11 protein-coding genes are annotated in these 16644 nt (G+C 59.2%); 8 read left to right on the forward strand and 3 right to left on the reverse strand.

Annotated elements, in window-relative coordinates; translation table 11 throughout:
* The first annotated feature begins 11 nt into the window (after positions 1–11).
* The 6 genes from HB664_RS17740 to baeR are packed head-to-tail and all read left to right on the forward strand — an operon-like array spanning position 12 to position 10949.
* Entirely contained in the window at positions 12–1214 is a 1203-nt protein-coding gene (locus tag HB664_RS17740; protein WP_219939911.1) for an MdtA/MuxA family multidrug efflux RND transporter periplasmic adaptor subunit, read from the forward strand.
* Positions 1214–4336, forward strand: coding sequence for an MdtB/MuxB family multidrug efflux RND transporter permease subunit (locus HB664_RS17745; protein ID WP_219939912.1), 3123 nt, complete (start codon positions 1214–1216; stop codon positions 4334–4336). The genes HB664_RS17740 and HB664_RS17745 overlap by 1 nt, the downstream gene beginning before the upstream one ends.
* Entirely contained in the window at positions 4337–7414 is a 3078-nt protein-coding gene (mdtC, locus tag HB664_RS17750; protein ID WP_047060484.1) for a multidrug efflux RND transporter permease subunit MdtC, read from the forward strand.
* Positions 7415–8830, forward strand: a complete 1416-nt coding sequence (locus tag HB664_RS17755) for an MFS transporter (RefSeq protein ID WP_219939913.1) — start codon at positions 7415–7417, stop codon at positions 8828–8830.
* Positions 8827–10230, forward strand: a complete 1404-nt coding sequence (baeS, locus tag HB664_RS17760) for a two-component system sensor histidine kinase BaeS (RefSeq protein WP_023312417.1) — start codon at positions 8827–8829, stop codon at positions 10228–10230. The genes HB664_RS17755 and baeS overlap by 4 nt, the downstream gene beginning before the upstream one ends.
* Entirely contained in the window at positions 10227–10949 is a 723-nt protein-coding gene (baeR, locus tag HB664_RS17765; protein ID WP_023312418.1) for a two-component system response regulator BaeR, read from the forward strand. The genes baeS and baeR overlap by 4 nt, the downstream gene beginning before the upstream one ends.
* Before the next feature lie 55 nt (positions 10950–11004).
* On the opposite strand, the gene HB664_RS17770 is transcribed toward baeR, so the two are convergent.
* Complete coding sequence (locus tag HB664_RS17770) at positions 11005–12006, reverse strand: hypothetical protein (RefSeq protein ID WP_048976170.1); 1002 nt, start codon at positions 12004–12006, stop codon at positions 11005–11007.
* Positions 12007–12425: 419 nt separating this feature from the next.
* Between HB664_RS17770 and yegQ the strand changes: the two genes are divergently transcribed.
* Complete coding sequence (gene yegQ, locus HB664_RS17775; protein ID WP_023312421.1) at positions 12426–13787, forward strand: tRNA 5-hydroxyuridine modification protein YegQ; 1362 nt, start codon at positions 12426–12428, stop codon at positions 13785–13787.
* A gap of 161 nt (positions 13788–13948) precedes the next feature.
* Here yegQ and HB664_RS17780 read toward each other — a convergent pair whose 3' ends face one another.
* Positions 13949–14449, reverse strand: a complete 501-nt coding sequence (locus tag HB664_RS17780) for a DUF523 domain-containing protein (RefSeq protein WP_219939914.1) — start codon at positions 14447–14449, stop codon at positions 13949–13951.
* A gap of 141 nt (positions 14450–14590) precedes the next feature.
* On the opposite strand from HB664_RS17780, the gene yegS reads away from it, so the two are divergent.
* A complete protein-coding gene (gene yegS, locus HB664_RS17785) occupies positions 14591–15490 on the forward strand; it encodes a lipid kinase YegS (RefSeq protein WP_039263120.1) in 900 nt (299 codons plus the stop codon).
* 68 nt (positions 15491–15558) lie between these two features.
* Here the strand turns inward: yegS and fbaB are convergent, their stop codons facing one another.
* Entirely contained in the window at positions 15559–16611 is a 1053-nt protein-coding gene (gene fbaB / locus HB664_RS17790) for a class I fructose-bisphosphate aldolase (protein ID WP_219939915.1), read from the reverse strand.
* Between the last annotated feature and the right edge of the window lie 33 nt (positions 16612–16644).

The following is a 16644-nucleotide window of genomic DNA, read 5'->3' on the forward strand; positions in this document are numbered from 1 at the left end:
AACGTACAACGATGAAAGGCAGTAACAAATCCCGCTGGGCAATCGCCGCTGGCATCATTGTGGTGGTCCTTGCCGCCGCCTGGTACTGGCACAGTCAATCCGCGAACACCGCAGCCCCCGCCGGTGCCAATAGTCAGGCACAGCGCCCGGCAGGCGGAGGGCGTCACGGCATGCGCGGCGGCGCGCTGGCGCCGGTACAGGCGGCGACGGCAGTGAATAAAGCCGTTCCTCGCTATCTAACGGGCCTTGGGACCATTACCGCCGCCAACACCGTGACGGTGCGCAGCCGCGTCGACGGTCAGCTGATGGCCATTCACTTCCAGGAAGGTCAGCAGGTCAAAGCGGGCGATCTGCTGGCGGAAATCGACCCGAGCCAGTTTAAGGTCGCCCTCGCCCAGGCGCAGGGGCAGCTCGCGAAGGACAAAGCCACGCTCGCCAACGCTCGCCGCGATTTGGCCCGCTTCCAGCAGCTGGTGAAAACCAACCTCGTGTCTCGTCAGGAGCTGGATACCCAGCAGTCGCTGGTCAGCGAAACGCAGGGCACCATCAAAGCCGACGAAGCCGCCGTGGCCAGCGCACAGCTGCAGCTGGACTGGAGCCGCATCACCGCGCCGATTGACGGGCGCGTGGGCCTGAAGCAGGTCGATATCGGCAACCAGATCTCCAGCGGCGACACCACGGGCATCGTGGTGATCACCCAGACTCACCCGATTGATTTAGTCTTTACCCTACCGGAAAGCGAAATTGCGACCGTGGTGCAGGCGCAAAAAGCCGGAAAGGGGCTGGTGGTGGAAGCCTGGGACCGCAGCAACAGGCAGAAGCTGAGCGAAGGTTCTCTGCTCAGCCTGGATAACCAGATCGACACCACCACCGGCACCATCAAGCTGAAGGCGCGCTTTTCTAATCAGGACGATGCCCTCTTCCCGAACCAGTTCGTCAACGCGCGTATGCTGGTCGCCACCGAAGAGAACGCGGTGGTGATCCCCACCGCTGCGCTGCAGATGGGTAACGAAGGTAATTTCGTCTGGGTACTTAACAGCGACAATAAGGTCAGCAAGCACCTGGTGAAAACCGGTATCCAGGACAGCCAGACGGTGGTCATCGCCGCAGGCCTTTCCGCAGGCGACCGCGTGGTCACCGACGGCATTGACCGTCTGACCGAAGGGGCTAAAGTGGAAGTGGTTGAACCTGCGAAACAGGGAGCGAAATCCTGATGCAGGTGATGCCTCCAGGCTCTACAGGCGGGCCGTCACGCCTGTTTATCCTCCGTCCTGTCGCCACCACGCTGCTGATGGTGGCGATCCTGCTCGCCGGGATTATCGGCTATCGCTTCCTGCCCGTGTCGGCGCTGCCGGAGGTGGATTACCCAACGATTCAGGTTGTCACACTCTATCCCGGCGCCAGCCCGGACGTGGTGACGTCCGCCATTACCGCTCCGCTGGAGCGCCAGTTCGGCCAGATGTCCGGGCTAAAACAGATGTCCTCCCAGAGTTCCGGCGGGGCATCCGTCGTGACGCTGCAGTTCCAGCTGACGCTGTCGCTGGACGTCGCCGAGCAGGAGGTACAGGCCGCCATCAACGCCGCCACCAACCTGCTGCCTTCGGACCTGCCTAACCCGCCGGTCTACAGCAAGGTGAACCCGGCCGATCCGCCGATCATGACGCTTGCCGTCACCTCCTCCGCCATGCCGATGACCCAGGTAGAGGATATGGTCGAAACGCGCGTGGCGCAGAAAATTTCACAGGTCTCCGGCGTCGGCCTCGTCACCCTCGCGGGCGGCCAGCGTCCCGCCGTGCGCGTTAAGCTGAACGCGCAGGCAATTGCCGCGCTGGGTCTGACCAGCGAAACCATCCGCACCGCCATCAGCAGTGCCAACGTTAACTCGGCAAAAGGCTCGCTGGACGGTCCCACCCGCGCCGTGACGCTCTCTGCCAACGATCAGATGCAGTCCGCCGATGAATACCGTCAGCTGATTATTGCTTACCAGAACGGCGCCCCGGTGCGTCTGGGCGACGTGGCGACCGTGGAACAAGGTGCTGAAAACAGCTGGCTCGGCGCCTGGGCCAACAGGCAGCAGGCGATCGTGATGAACGTGCAGCGCCAGCCGGGCGCCAACATCATCGAAACCGCCGACAGCATCCGCACCATGCTGCCGCAGCTGATCGAAAGCCTGCCGAAATCGGTCAGCGTGAAGGTGCTTTCCGACCGTACCACCAACATTCGCGCGTCGGTCACCGACACCCAGTTTGAGCTGATGCTGGCGATTGCGCTGGTCGTTATGATCATCTATCTGTTCCTGCGTAACGTCCCGGCAACCATTATTCCCGCCGTCGCCGTGCCGCTCTCGCTGGTCGGAACCTTTGCGGTGATGGTGTTCCTCGACTTTTCGATTAACAACCTGACGCTGATGGCGCTCACCATCGCCACCGGGTTCGTGGTGGACGACGCCATCGTCGTTATTGAGAACATTTCGCGCTATATCGAGAAAGGCGAAAAGCCGCTGGCGGCGGCGCTGAAGGGCGCGGGCGAAATCGGCTTTACCATTATCTCGCTGACCTTCTCGCTGATTGCGGTGCTGATCCCGCTGCTGTTTATGGGCGATATCGTCGGGCGTCTGTTCCGCGAGTTTGCCGTGACGCTGGCGGTCGCCATTTTGATCTCCGCCGTGGTGTCGCTGACCCTGACGCCGATGATGTGCGCCCGCATGCTGAGCCACGAGTCCCTGCGCAAGCAAAACCGCTTCTCGCGCGCCTCCGAGCGCATGTTCGAGCGGATTATTGCCGCCTACGGCCGCGTGCTGGCGAAAGTTCTGAACCATCCGTGGGCCACGCTCGGCGTGGCGCTGGGAACCCTGGCGCTCAGCGTGATGCTGTGGATTTTCATTCCGAAAGGCTTCTTCCCGATTCAGGACAACGGCATTATTCAGGGCACTCTTCAGGCCCCGCAGTCGGTCTCCTTCGCCAGTATGGCCCAGCGCCAGCAGCAGGTGTCTGAAATCATCATGAAGGATCCGGCGGTCGAGAGCCTGACCTCCTACGTGGGCGTCGACGGCACCAACCCGTCGCTCAACAGCGCGCGTCTGCAGATCAACCTCAAGCCGCTGGATGAACGCGACGATCGCGTCAACGCCGTCATTGAGCGTCTGCAAAACGCCGTCGCACGCGTGCCGGGCGTTGAGCTTTACCTGCAGCCGATTCAGGATTTGACCATTGATACCCAGGTCAGCCGCACGCAGTACCAGTTCACGCTGCAGGCCACCTCGCTGGACGCGCTCAGCACCTGGGTACCGCAGCTGGTGAATAAGCTAAACACCCTGCCGCAGCTCGCCGACGTCAGCAGCGACTGGCAGGACAAAGGGCTGGCGGCATACGTGAACGTCAACCGCGATACCGCCAGCCGTCTGGGCATTACCATGTCGGATGTGGACAACGCCCTATACAACGCCTTCGGTCAGCGCCTGATCTCCACCATCTACACCCAGGCCAACCAGTATCGCGTGGTGCTGGAGCACAACACAGAGAACACGCCAGGACTGGCGGGGCTGGACTCGGTGCGCCTGACCAGCAAAGACGGCGGCATTGTGCCGCTGAGCGCTATCGCCACGGTGGAAGAACGCTATACCCCGCTGTCGATTAACCATCTGGATCAGTTCCCGTCCACCACCATCTCCTTCAACGTGCCGGACAATTATTCTCTCGGCGAAGCGGTGGAGGCCATTCAGGCTGCTGAAAAAGAGCTCAGCTTCCCGTCCGATATTCAGACCCAGTTCCAGGGCAGCACGCTGGCGTTTCAGGCCGCGCTGGGTAACACCATCTGGCTTATCGTCGCGGCGGTCGTGGCGATGTACATCGTGCTCGGCGTGCTATACGAAAGCTTTATCCACCCGATCACCATCCTCTCTACCCTGCCGACGGCGGGCGTGGGGGCGCTGCTGGCACTGATGCTGGCGGGCAGCGAGCTGGACGTCATTGCCATCATCGGCATTATCCTGCTTATCGGGATCGTGAAGAAAAACGCCATCATGATGATCGACTTCGCCCTGGCCGCCGAGCGCGAGCAGGGCATGTCGCCGCGCGACGCCATCTTCCAGGCCTGTCTGCTGCGTTTCCGTCCGATCCTGATGACCACGCTGGCCGCCCTGCTGGGCGCGCTGCCGCTGATGCTCAGCACCGGCGTCGGCGCGGAGCTGCGCCGTCCGCTGGGTATCGGCATGGTCGGCGGTCTGCTGGTAAGCCAGGTGCTCACGCTCTTCACTACGCCGGTTATCTACCTGCTGTTTGACCGCCTGGCGCTGTGGACCAAAAACCGCTTCCCGAAACGTGAAGAGGAGGCATAAGTGAAGTTTTTCGCCCTCTTCATTTATCGCCCGGTGGCGACGATTTTAATCTCGCTCGCCATTACCCTCTGCGGCGTGCTGGGCTTCCGGCTGCTGCCGGTAGCGCCTCTGCCGCAGGTGGATTTCCCGGTGATCATGGTCAGCGCCTCGCTGCCGGGCGCGTCACCGGAGACCATGGCCTCGTCGGTTGCCACGCCGCTGGAGCGCTCGCTCGGGCGGATTGCGGGGGTCAACGAGATGACCTCCAGCAGCTCGCTGGGCAGCACGCGCATCATTCTGGAGTTCAGCTTCGACCGGGATATTAACGGTGCGGCGCGCGACGTGCAGGCGGCCATCAACGCCGCGCAAAGCCTGCTGCCGAGCGGGATGCCGAGCCGCCCAACCTACCGCAAGGCCAACCCGTCCGATGCGCCGATCATGATCCTGACGCTGACCTCGGACACGTATTCTCAGGGGCAGCTTTACGACTTTGCGTCTACCCAGCTGGCGCAGACAATCTCACAAATTAACGGCGTCGGTGACGTGAGCGTCGGCGGGAGCTCTCTGCCCGCCGTGCGCGTGGGCCTAAACCCGCAGGCGCTGTTCAACCAGGGCGTGTCGCTGGATGACGTGCGCTCCGCCATCAGCACGGCCAACGTCCGCAAGCCGCAAGGGGCGATTGAGGACGGTAGCCACCGCTGGCAGATCCACACCAACGACGAGCTGAAAACCGCCGCGGAATATCAGCCGCTCATTATTCACTACAACAACGGCGCGGCGGTGCGCTTAAGCGACGTTGCCAGCGTCACCGACTCGGTGCAGGACGTGCGCAACGCCGGGATGACCAACGCTAAGCCGGCCATTCTGCTGATGATCCGCAAGCTGCCGGAAGCGAACATTATTGAGACGGTGAACAGCATTCGCGCCCGTCTTCCGGACCTGCAGGAGACCATCCCGGCAGCGATCGATCTGCAAATTGCCCAGGATCGCTCCCCGACCATTCGCGCCTCGCTTGAAGAGGTGGAGCAAACGCTGATTATCTCCGTCGCCCTGGTGATCCTGGTGGTCTTCCTGTTCCTGCGATCCGGCCGCGCGACGCTTATTCCGGCGGTGGCCGTGCCGGTCTCGCTGATCGGTACCTTTGCCGCCATGTACCTGTGCGGGTTTAGCCTCAACAACCTGTCGCTGATGGCCCTGACGATAGCGACGGGATTCGTGGTGGATGACGCCATCGTGGTGCTGGAAAACATTTCCCGCCACCTGGAAGCGGGCGTGAAGCCGCTCCAGGCCGCGCTGCAGGGCACGCGCGAGGTGGGCTTTACGGTGCTCTCCATGAGCCTGTCGCTGGTGGCGGTATTCCTGCCGCTGCTGCTGATGGGCGGGCTGCCGGGCCGGCTGCTGCGCGAGTTCGCCGTCACCCTCTCCGTCGCCATCGGCATTTCGCTGGCGATCTCCTTAACGCTGACGCCAATGATGTGCGGCTGGATGCTCAAGCGCAGCAAACCGCATTCGCAGCCGCGCCGCAAAGGCTTTGGTCGCCTCCTGATGGCGATGCAGGAAGGCTACGGCAAATCGCTGAAGTGGGTGCTGAACCATACCCGGCTGGTCGGCCTGGTGCTTATCGCCACCATTGGGCTGAACGTCTGGATGTACATCACCATCCCGAAAACCTTCTTCCCGGAGCAGGACACCGGCGTGCTGATGGGGGGGATTCAGGCGGACCAGAGCATTTCGTTCCAGGCGATGCGCGGCAAGCTGCAGGACTTTATGAAGATCATTCGTGAAGATAAAGCCGTGGATAACGTCACCGGCTTTACCGGCGGGTCACGCGTTAACAGCGGGATGATGTTTATTACCCTGAAACCGCGCGGCGAGCGCAACGAAACCGCCCAGCAGGTGATTGACCGCCTGCGGGTGAAGCTCGCCAAAGAGCCGGGGGCAAACCTGTTTTTGATGGCCGTTCAGGATATCCGCGTCGGCGGCCGTCAGGCGAACGCCAGCTATCAGTACACGTTGCTCTCGGACGATTTAGCCGCCCTGCGCGAGTGGGAGCCGAAGATCCGCAAGGCGCTGGCCGCCCTGCCGGAGCTGGCGGACGTCAACTCCGATCAGCAGGACAACGGCGCCGAGATGGCCCTGACCTACGACCGCGAAACCATGTCGCGTCTGGGCATTAACGTTGAAGCCGCCAACAGCCTGCTGAACAACGCCTTCGGCCAGCGCGAGATCTCCACCATCTACCAGCCGATGAACCAGTATAAGGTGGTGATGGAGGTTGACCCGCGCTACACCCAGGACATCAGCGCCCTGGACAAAATGTTTGTGATTAACAACGACGGCAAGGCGATTCCGCTCTCCTACTTTGCCAGCTGGCAGCCTGCCAACGCGCCGCTGTCGGTGAACCATCAGGGCCTTTCGGCGGCGTCGACCATCTCCTTTAACCTGCCCGCCGGTTCGTCGCTTTCTGAAGCCAGCGACGCAATCAACCGCGCGATGACGCAGCTTGGCGTGCCGTCCACCGTGCGCGGCAGCTTTGCCGGCACCGCGCAGGTGTTCCAGGAGACGATGAACTCGCAGGTGATTTTGATTCTGGCCGCCATCGCCACGGTCTATATTGTGCTGGGCGTGCTGTACGAGAGCTACGTTCACCCGCTGACCATTCTCTCGACGCTGCCGTCGGCGGGCGTGGGGGCGCTGCTGGCGCTGGAGCTGTTTGGCGCGCCGTTCAGCCTGATCGCGCTCATCGGGATCATGCTGTTGATCGGCATCGTGAAGAAAAACGCGATCATGATGGTGGATTTCGCCCTGGACGCCCAGCGCAACGGCAATCTGTCGCCGGAAGAGGCCATCTTCCAGGCCTGCCTGCTGCGTTTTCGTCCGATCATGATGACCACTCTGGCGGCGCTGTTTGGCGCGCTGCCGCTGGTTATTTCGGGCGGCGACGGCTCGGAGCTGCGCCAGCCGCTGGGGATCACCATCGTCGGCGGCCTGGTCATGAGCCAGCTGCTGACGCTGTACACCACGCCGGTGGTCTATCTGTTCTTCGACCGCCTGCGGCTGCGCTTTTCGCGTAAAAACAGAACCACGGTGACCGAGTAAATGACCGATCTTCCCGCTAACGTTCGCTGGCAGCTTTGGATAGTCGCTTTCGGCTTCTTTATGCAGTCGCTGGATACGACCATCGTCAACACCGCCCTCCCCTCAATGGCGAAAAGCCTGGGGGAGAGCCCGCTGCATATGCATATGGTGATTGTCTCCTACGTGCTGACGGTGGCCATCATGCTGCCAGCCAGCGGCTGGCTGGCGGACAAAGTGGGCGTGCGCAATATCTTCTTTACCGCCATCGTGCTGTTTACCACCGGCTCGCTGTTTTGCGCCCAGGCCAGCACCCTCGACCAGCTGGTGATGGCGCGCGTGCTGCAGGGCGTCGGCGGGGCGATGATGGTGCCCGTCGGGCGGCTAACGGTTATGAAGATCGTGCCGCGCGAGCAGTACATGGCGGCGATGACCTTTGTGACGTTGCCCGGTCAGGTGGGGCCGCTGCTGGGCCCGGCGCTCGGCGGCATTCTGGTGGAGTACGCCTCCTGGCACTGGATCTTCTTAATCAACCTCCCGGTTGGCATCATCGGCGCCATCGCCACCATGACGCTGATGCCGAACTACAAAATGCAGACGCGGCGCTTTGATTTCTTCGGCTTTATCATGCTGGCGGCGGGCATGGCCACGCTGACCCTGGCGCTCGACGGGCAAAAGGGGCTCGGCATTTCGCCCCTGACGCTGGGGATGCTGGTCGTTATCGGCATCACCGCCATTCTGTGGTATCTGCGGCATGCCAGAGGTAACGATAAGGCGCTGTTCAGCCTGAGCTTGTTTAAAAACCCCACCTATCGCCTTGGCCTGTTTGGCAGCTTCGCCGGGCGCGTCGGCAGCGGCATGCTGCCGTTTATGACGCCCGTTTTCCTGCAAATCGGAATGGGATTTTCGCCGTTCCACGCGGGCCTGATGATGATCCCGATGGTGCTCGGCAGCATGGGAATGAAGCGCATCGTGGTGCAGGTGGTGAACCGCTTTGGCTACCGTCACGTGCTGGTAACCGCCACGCTGGGGCTGGCGCTGGTCAGCCTGCTGTTTATGGCCGTGGCGCTGATGGGCTGGTACTACGTTCTGCCGCTGGTGCTGTTCTGCCAGGGGATCGTCAACTCCATGCGCTTCTCGTCGATGAATACCCTGACGCTGAAGGACCTGCCGGACGATCTGGCGAGCAGCGGCAACAGCCTGCTGTCGATGATCATGCAACTCTCAATGAGCGTCGGGGTCACAATCGCCGGATTACTGCTCGGCATGTACGGCCAGCACCACCTCAGCGTCGACACGCCGGTGGCGCATCAGGTCTTTTTGTATACCTATTTAAGCATGGCGGTCATCATCGCCCTGCCCGCTTTCATCTTCGCCAGAGTGCCGGATGATACCAGCAAGAACGTCGTGATTAGGCGCGGCAAAAGGAGTGGCTCATGAAATTCTGGCGTCCGGGCATTACCGGCAAGCTCTTCGTGGCGATATTTGCCACCTGTATCGTCCTGCTGATCACCATGCACTGGGCGGTGCGGATCAGCTTTGAGCGCGGTTTTATTGATTACATCAAACATGGCAATGAACAGCGTTTACAGGGCTTAAGCGATGCGCTGAGTGAACAGTACGCCCAGCACGGCAACTGGCGTTTTCTGCGCAATAACGACCGCTTTATTTTCCAGATCCTGCGCTCGCTGGAGCACGATACCGGTGACGATCGCCCGGGGCCGGGCATGCCGCCGCACGGCTGGCGCACCCAGTTCTGGGTGATTGACCAGGACATGCGCACGCTGGTGGGTCCGCGCGCGCCGATACCGCCGGACGGCACCCGTCGGGCGATCAAAGTCAACAACGCGACGGTCGGCTGGGTTATCGCCTCTCCGGTGGAGCGCCTGACGCGCAACACCGACATCAACTTTGACCGTCAGCAGCGCCGGACAAGCTGGCTGATTGTCGCCCTCTCCACCCTGCTCGCCGCGCTCGCCACCTTCCCGCTGGCGCGCGGTCTGCTCGCCCCGGTGAAAAGACTGGTGGAAGGCACGCACAAGCTGGCCGCCGGGGATTTTACCACCCGCGTCGATACCCGCAGCCAGGACGAACTGGGCAAGCTGGCGCAGGATTTTAACCAGCTCGCCAGCACGCTGGAGAAGAACCAGCAGATGCGCCGCGACTTTATGGCCGATATTTCTCACGAGCTGCGCACCCCTCTGGCGGTGCTGCGCGGCGAGCTGGAGGCCATCCAGGACGGCGTGCGCCAGTTTACGCCTGAATCGGTGGCCTCTCTGCAGGCGGAGGTGGGCACGCTCACCAAGCTGGTGGACGATCTCCACCAGCTCTCCATGTCCGACGAAGGCGCGCTGGCCTACCAGAAAGCGCCGGTGGACGTGATTAACATTCTGGAAGTGATCAGCGGCGCCTTCCGCGAGCGCTTTGCCAGCCGCAACCTGAAAATCGACCTCTCCCTGCCGGACAGCGCGGTGGTATTCGGCGACAAAGACCGGCTGATGCAGCTGTTCAATAACCTGCTGGAAAACAGCCTGCGCTACACCGACAGCGGCGGCGGGCTGCATATCTCCGGCAGGCAGGAAAACGGGCGCTTTGCCCTCACCTTCGCGGACTCAGCCCCCGGCGTGCAGGACGCGCAGCTGGAAAAACTGTTTGAACGTTTCTACCGTACCGAAGGCTCCCGTAACCGCGCCAGCGGCGGTTCCGGACTGGGGCTGGCGATTTGCGTTAACATCGTCGAGGCGCATAATGGCACGATCCGCGCCGCCCATTCGCCTTTTGGCGGGGTTAGCATTACAGTAGAGTTACCTCTGGAACGGGATTTATCGAGAGAAGTATGACCGAGTTACCGATTGACGAAAACACGCCGCGCATTTTGATTGTGGAAGACGAGCCCAAGCTTGGGCAGCTGCTGATCGACTATTTACGCGCGGCCAGCTACGCCCCGTCGCTGATCAGCCACGGCGACCAGGTGCTGCCATACGTGCGTCAGACCCCGCCGGATCTGATCCTGCTGGATTTAATGCTGCCGGGCGTTGACGGACTGACCCTGTGCCGGGAAATTCGTCGCTTCTCCGACGTGCCGATCGTCATGGTCACCGCCAAAATTGAAGAGATTGACCGCCTGCTGGGGCTCGAAATTGGCGCGGACGATTACATCTGCAAGCCCTACAGCCCGCGTGAAGTGGTCGCCCGCGTGAAAACCATTCTGCGCCGCTGCAGGCCGCAGCGCGAGCTTCAGGTGCTCGATGCCGAAAGCCCGCTGATTGTCGACGAAAGCCGCTTCCAGGCGAGCTGGCGCAGCAAGCTGCTGGACCTGACGCCTGCGGAGTTCCGCCTGCTGAAAACCCTCTCCCACGAGCCGGGAAAAGTGTTCTCCCGCGAGCAGCTGCTGAACCACCTGTATGACGATTACCGCGTCGTGACCGACCGCACCATCGACAGCCACATCAAAAACCTGCGCCGCAAGCTGGAGGCGCTGGACGCCGAGCAGTCGTTTATCCGCGCGGTGTATGGCGTAGGGTATCGCTGGGAAGCGGATGCGTGCAGGATAATGTGAGAATATTGCCCCGCAGCACTGCGGGGCAGAGACTCCAGACATTAAAACTGTGGCCTTACCAGGAACGAAAAGGTGTAGCATAAGCAAAAAGTCGCGCTAATACATCGCGACGCTCGGTGCCAGTTATCATCGCCAGGAAAGCGAAGCTAATAACGTTCAAATCTTGCTGAGAAGGATGTTTATGCATTTTCTTCAAAATAGCATTAACCTTTTTATCATCAAAAAAACTCCAGATAGCCAAAAGTGCCCATCGTTTCCCGGCGGATAAATTTATTATATCGTCTGAAGTATCCCAGTCCGGTGGTAATTCATTAATATTGCTTACACTGTTAATACCGGCAGCAGGGATAATGAAATAATCTGAAAACATATGGACGGCATCTTTCCATGCCTGCAAGAACATGGGTTCATGGATATCATTCATCGCCTTCTCATTTGCATACTGTGCAGCTAAATTAGCATTACAGGCGTAGACCCGTGGCTCGTAGTCACTATAAACATCCGGGACTATCCAACCTGAAGAATGACGCACTGCGTCACAGGATGTGAAGGTGGGCAGTAGAGCAATAAATTGTGGTAATATATTTTGTACTGAACGAGGAAAAAAACGCTTTGCTAACTGAAAGCCCGCATGATTTTCCAGTAATAAGGTTTCAATATCCTCTGAATTATAAATCTGGTACAAAATCCCTTTTTTAGCTTTCAGTCGCTCCAGTTTTTGCTCAAGTCCGGACGATGCAATGGTGGAATAAAATCCAACAAACTCATCACATTCAAATTCAGCAAGTCTGTCCTGAATGTCCTCTTCATCACTGCGACCAACGGACTTTTTAGAAGGAGCGTAGTGTTTGCAGCTAACAAGTTTGGCAATTCGACATCCGGCAATATCAAACTCAACCCGTATATCTATGCCACCATCCGCCCCCCGGCTTGGGCCTTTAGTTACAATCCCTCCCAAAATTTTTTCCATGAATATTTTTGCGAACTTCTCAAATTGGTCGCTATCTGCAGTATCTGCGCTTGCAGAAGCAAGTTCACAGAAATCCAGCCTCGCCATACTCTTCCCCTGACAAATGGTAACGGTTCATAAACAGATTCCGTCTTTTTCTCTTCATTAATCAAGCTACGTATTCAGATAGGTTCCTGAACAGACGACTTGATGACGCTCAAAAGTTATACACGATCTCAATATCAGTTAGTTTTCCTGTATCTGGTTGATTCGAATTAAGCAAAAGCAATGACGTTCAGTCCACGCTTGTACTGAAAGCGGGAAACGGCATTGCCTCGGTCTTTCAAGCCAGATGGTAAAGACAATACCTAAAAATATGCGTACACGCCGGATGGGCGGTGATACGACTCGACGCTTTACCTCCCTGCCCCGCGGCGCTACAATGCCCGCCCTTAAAGTGGGGGATCTCCCCTTACCGCTGCACCTGGTGCACGCGGATCTGACCTGTCATCAGAACGAGAACAAACATGTTTAAACCGGAACTCCTTTCCCCGGCGGGAACGCTGCAAAATATGCGTTACGCTTTCGCCTATGGTGCCGACGCCGTTTATGCGGGCCAGCCGCGCTACTCGCTGCGCGTGCGCAACAACGAATTCAACCACGAGAACCTGCAGCTCGGCATCAACGAAGCGCATGCCCTGGGCAAAAAATTCTACGTGGTCGTGAACATCGCGCCGCACAACGCCAAGCTGAAAACGTTCATCCGTGACCTGAAGCCGGTGGTGGATATGGGGCCGGACGCGCTGATCATGTCGGACCCGGGTTTAATCATGCTGGTTCGGGAGAACTTCCCGGAGATGGATATTCACCTCTCCGTCCAGGCTAACGCCGTCAACTGGGCGACGGTGAAGTTCTGGAAGCAGATGGGGCTGACCCGCGTCATCCTGTCCCGCGAACTGTCTCTGGAAGAGATCGAAGAGATCCGCACCCAGGTGCCGGATATGGAAATCGAAATCTTCGTTCACGGCGCGCTGTGCATGGCCTACTCCGGCCGCTGCCTGCTCTCCGGCTATATCAACAAGCGCGACCCGAACCAGGGCACCTGCACCAACGCCTGCCGCTGGGAATATAACGTCCAGGAAGGCAAAGAGGATGACGTCGGTAATATCGTGCACAAGCACGAGCCTATTCCGGTAACCAACGTTGAGCCGACGCTGGGCATCGGCGCGCCAACCGACAGCGTGTTTATGATTGAAGAAGCCAAACGTCCGGGCGAGTACATGACCGCCTTTGAAGACGAGCACGGCACCTACATCATGAACTCGAAAGATCTGCGCGCCATCGCCCATGTTGAGCGTCTGACCCAGATGGGCGTGCACTCCCTGAAGATCGAAGGCCGCACCAAATCCTATTACTACTGCGCGCGTACCGCACAGGTGTACCGCAAAGCCATCGACGACGCGGCGGCAGGTAAACCGTTCGATACCAGCCTGCTGGAAACCCTGGAAGGCCTGGCGCACCGCGGCTATACCGAGGGCTTCCTGCGTCGTCATACTCACGATGACTACCAGAACTACGAGCACGGCTACTCCGTTTCCGAGCGCCAGCAGTTTGTCGGTGACTTTACCGGCGAGCGCAAAGGCGCGCTGGCGGCCGTCGCGGTGAAAAACAAATTCACCAAAGGCGACAGCCTGGAGCTGATGACCCCGCAGGGCAACATGAACTTTACGCTGGAGCATCTGGAAAACGGCAAAGGCGAGGCGATTGACGTGGCGCCGGGCGACGGGCATACCGTCTGGCTGCCGGTTCCGGAAGAGGTGGAGCTGAAGTTTGCGCTGCTGATGCGTAACTTCAACGGTGAAAGCACCCGAAACCCACACGGCAAATAGTTAATTAGGGAAATTTTTTCGCGCTGGGATAATTCTTAGAATCGGATCACATACCGCTTCGTTCAATACGGGTATTATCCCCCCGCTGAAAAACATAACCCATAAATGCTAGCTGTACCAGGAACCACCTCCTTAGCCTGCGTAATCTCCCTTACGCGGGCTTATTTTTTGCCTTCTCTCTCCTCAACCCAGGCAATAAGCTCGTCGATTTGCCCCTCAGAGAATACGGCTATCCCATGCTCTGCGAGCAACGATGCAGCCACACCCCTCCCCGCTTTATGGATCCCGCGAAAAGATCCGTCATAAATAAACTGACTGCCGCACGTGGGGCTGCCATCGGTTAATAGCGCTGCGCTACACCCCGACTCCTGAGCACCGCGTAGCGCGAGCCAGGCTGCAAGCTGATACTGCTCAGTCACATCCTGCCCTGTATTTTCAGTAATTCTGGCTTGCCCGTGCATTACGTCTTTGCCATCAGCGGACATAATCTCTGCCGGAGGACGAGGGACAGGCATCCCGGCCGCAAGTTCAGGGCAGTGGATAACCAGACGTTGTTCCTGCTGCCAGCGAGCGAGCAGCTCGTTCATTCGCGCTTTTTCACTTCCGTTATAACGAACCTTAAAGCCCATAAGGCACGCGCTTACCAAAATTTTATTCATCATCACTTTCCTGTGATTACGTTACTACCATCGCTGGAGTGTAACGCGCTTTCGGGCATATTTTGTTCCTTTCATCCTGTTCTTACCCGCTTTTTACCTCTCTGCTATACACTCTTACTAACGCTAAAAAAGGGAGCAGCGCGGATGGCAACCTATCCAGACAGTTTATTGATTCTCAATGGCAAAAGCGCGGGCAACGATCTGTTGCGTCAGGCAATTCAGGGTTTGCGCGATGACGGCGCGCGCATTCACGTCAGGGTGACGTGGGAAAAAGGCGACGCGGCACGCTATATCAATGAAGCCCTCGGGCTTGGCGTCAGCACCATCATTTCCGGCGGCGGCGATGGCACCATCAATGAGATTGCGTCAGCGCTTATCGACCTGTCCCCGGCAAACCGGCCGGTGATGGGTATTTTACCGCTCGGCACCGCCAATGATTTTGCCACCAGCGCCGGGATCCCGGAGGAGCTGGAGAAAGCGCTCCAGCTGGCGATCCTCGGCAAGGCCACCGCTGTGGATATTGCGCAGGTGAATGATAAAACCTGCTTTATCAATATGGCGACGGGCGGGTTTGGCACGCGCATCACCAGCGAAACGCCGGAAAAGCTGAAGGCGGCGCTGGGCGGCGTGTCGTACCTGATCCACGGCCTGATGCGCATGGACACCCTCAAGCCTGACCGCTGCGAAATTCGCGGCGAGGATTTTCAGTGGCAGGGTGATGCGCTGGTAATTGGGATTGGCAACGGGCGTCAGGCGGGCGGCGGACAGCAGCTCTGCCCGGAGGCGCTGATTAATGACGGTCAGCTCCAGCTGCGTATTTTCACGGGCGACGGCCTGCTGCCCGCGCTGTTTACCACGCTGACGCAGCCGGAAGAGAGTCCGAATATCATCGCCGGGAAATCGGCGTGGTTTGAAGTGAATGCGCCGCACGGGATGACCTTTAACCTCGACGGAGAGCCGCTGAGCGGAACGCAGTTTCGCATTGAGGTGTTGCCCGGCGCGCTGCAGTGCCGGCTACCGCCGGACTGCGTGCTTTTGCGCTGATGTATCACACGGTGAGCAATGATGCCCTCACCCAACCCTCTCCCACCGGGGAGAGGGAGATGGAGCCGTCAGGCAATCGTGACTTTGCTGTCCAGATAGACGTCCTGAACCGCATTGATCAGCTTCACGCCGTCGGCCATCGATTTCTTAAACGCCTTGCGGCCAAGGATCAGCCCCATGCCGCGCGCGCGTTTGTTGATCACCGCCGTACGCACCGCATCTGACAGATCGGTATCACCGCCCGCCGCGCCGCCGGAGTTGATCAGCCCCGCGCGGCCCATGTAGCAGTTCGCCAGCTGGTAGCGCACCAGGTCGATCGGGTTATCGCTGGTCAGCTTGCTGTAAACGCGATCGTCGGTGTAGCCAAAGTTCACCGCTTTGTAGCCGCCGTTATTCTCGGCCATTTTCTGCTTCACGATATCCGCGCCGATGGTCGCCGCCAGGTGGTTCGCCTGCCCGGTCAGGTCGGCCGACACGTGGTAATCCACGCCGTCTTTCTTGAACGCGTTGTTGCGCAGATATGCCCACAGTACGGTGACCATGCCCAGCTCGTGCGCGCGCTCAAACGCCGCGGAGATCTCTTCAATCTGACGGCGGGACTGTTCGGAGCCGAAGTAAATCGTCGCCCCTACCGCCACCGCGCCCATGTTGAACGCCTGCTCGACGCTGGCGTAGAGGGTCTGGTCATATTCGGTTGGGTAGCTAAGAGTTTCGTTATGGTTCAGCTTCACAAGGAACGGAATGCGGTGGGCATAGCGACGCGAAACCGAGGCCAGCACGCCGTAGGTAGACGCCACGCAGTTACAGCCCGCTTCAATCGCCAGCTCAACAATGTTCTTCGGATCGAAATAGAGCGGATTCGCCGCAAAAGAGGCGCCCGCAGAGTGCTCCACGCCCTGGTCCACCGGCAGAATAGAGAGATACCCGGTGCCGCCGAGCCGCCCGGTGTTGTAGAGCGTCTGCATATTTCGCAGGACCGCAGGCGGACGGTTGTTATCGATCATCACGCGGTCAACGTAGTCGTGACCAGGCAGATACAGCTGGTCGGCTGGAATGGTCATACAACGATGCTGTAAAAGGCTGTCGGCGTCTTTGCCAAGCAACTGCGCAATATCAGTCATGTGATACTCCCGTAAGTCCGACGTCGTGTCGGT

Origin of the sequence: Enterobacter sp. DNB-S2, from assembly GCF_019443845.1 — a bacterium.
GTDB lineage: Bacteria > Pseudomonadota > Gammaproteobacteria > Enterobacterales > Enterobacteriaceae > Enterobacter > Enterobacter asburiae_B.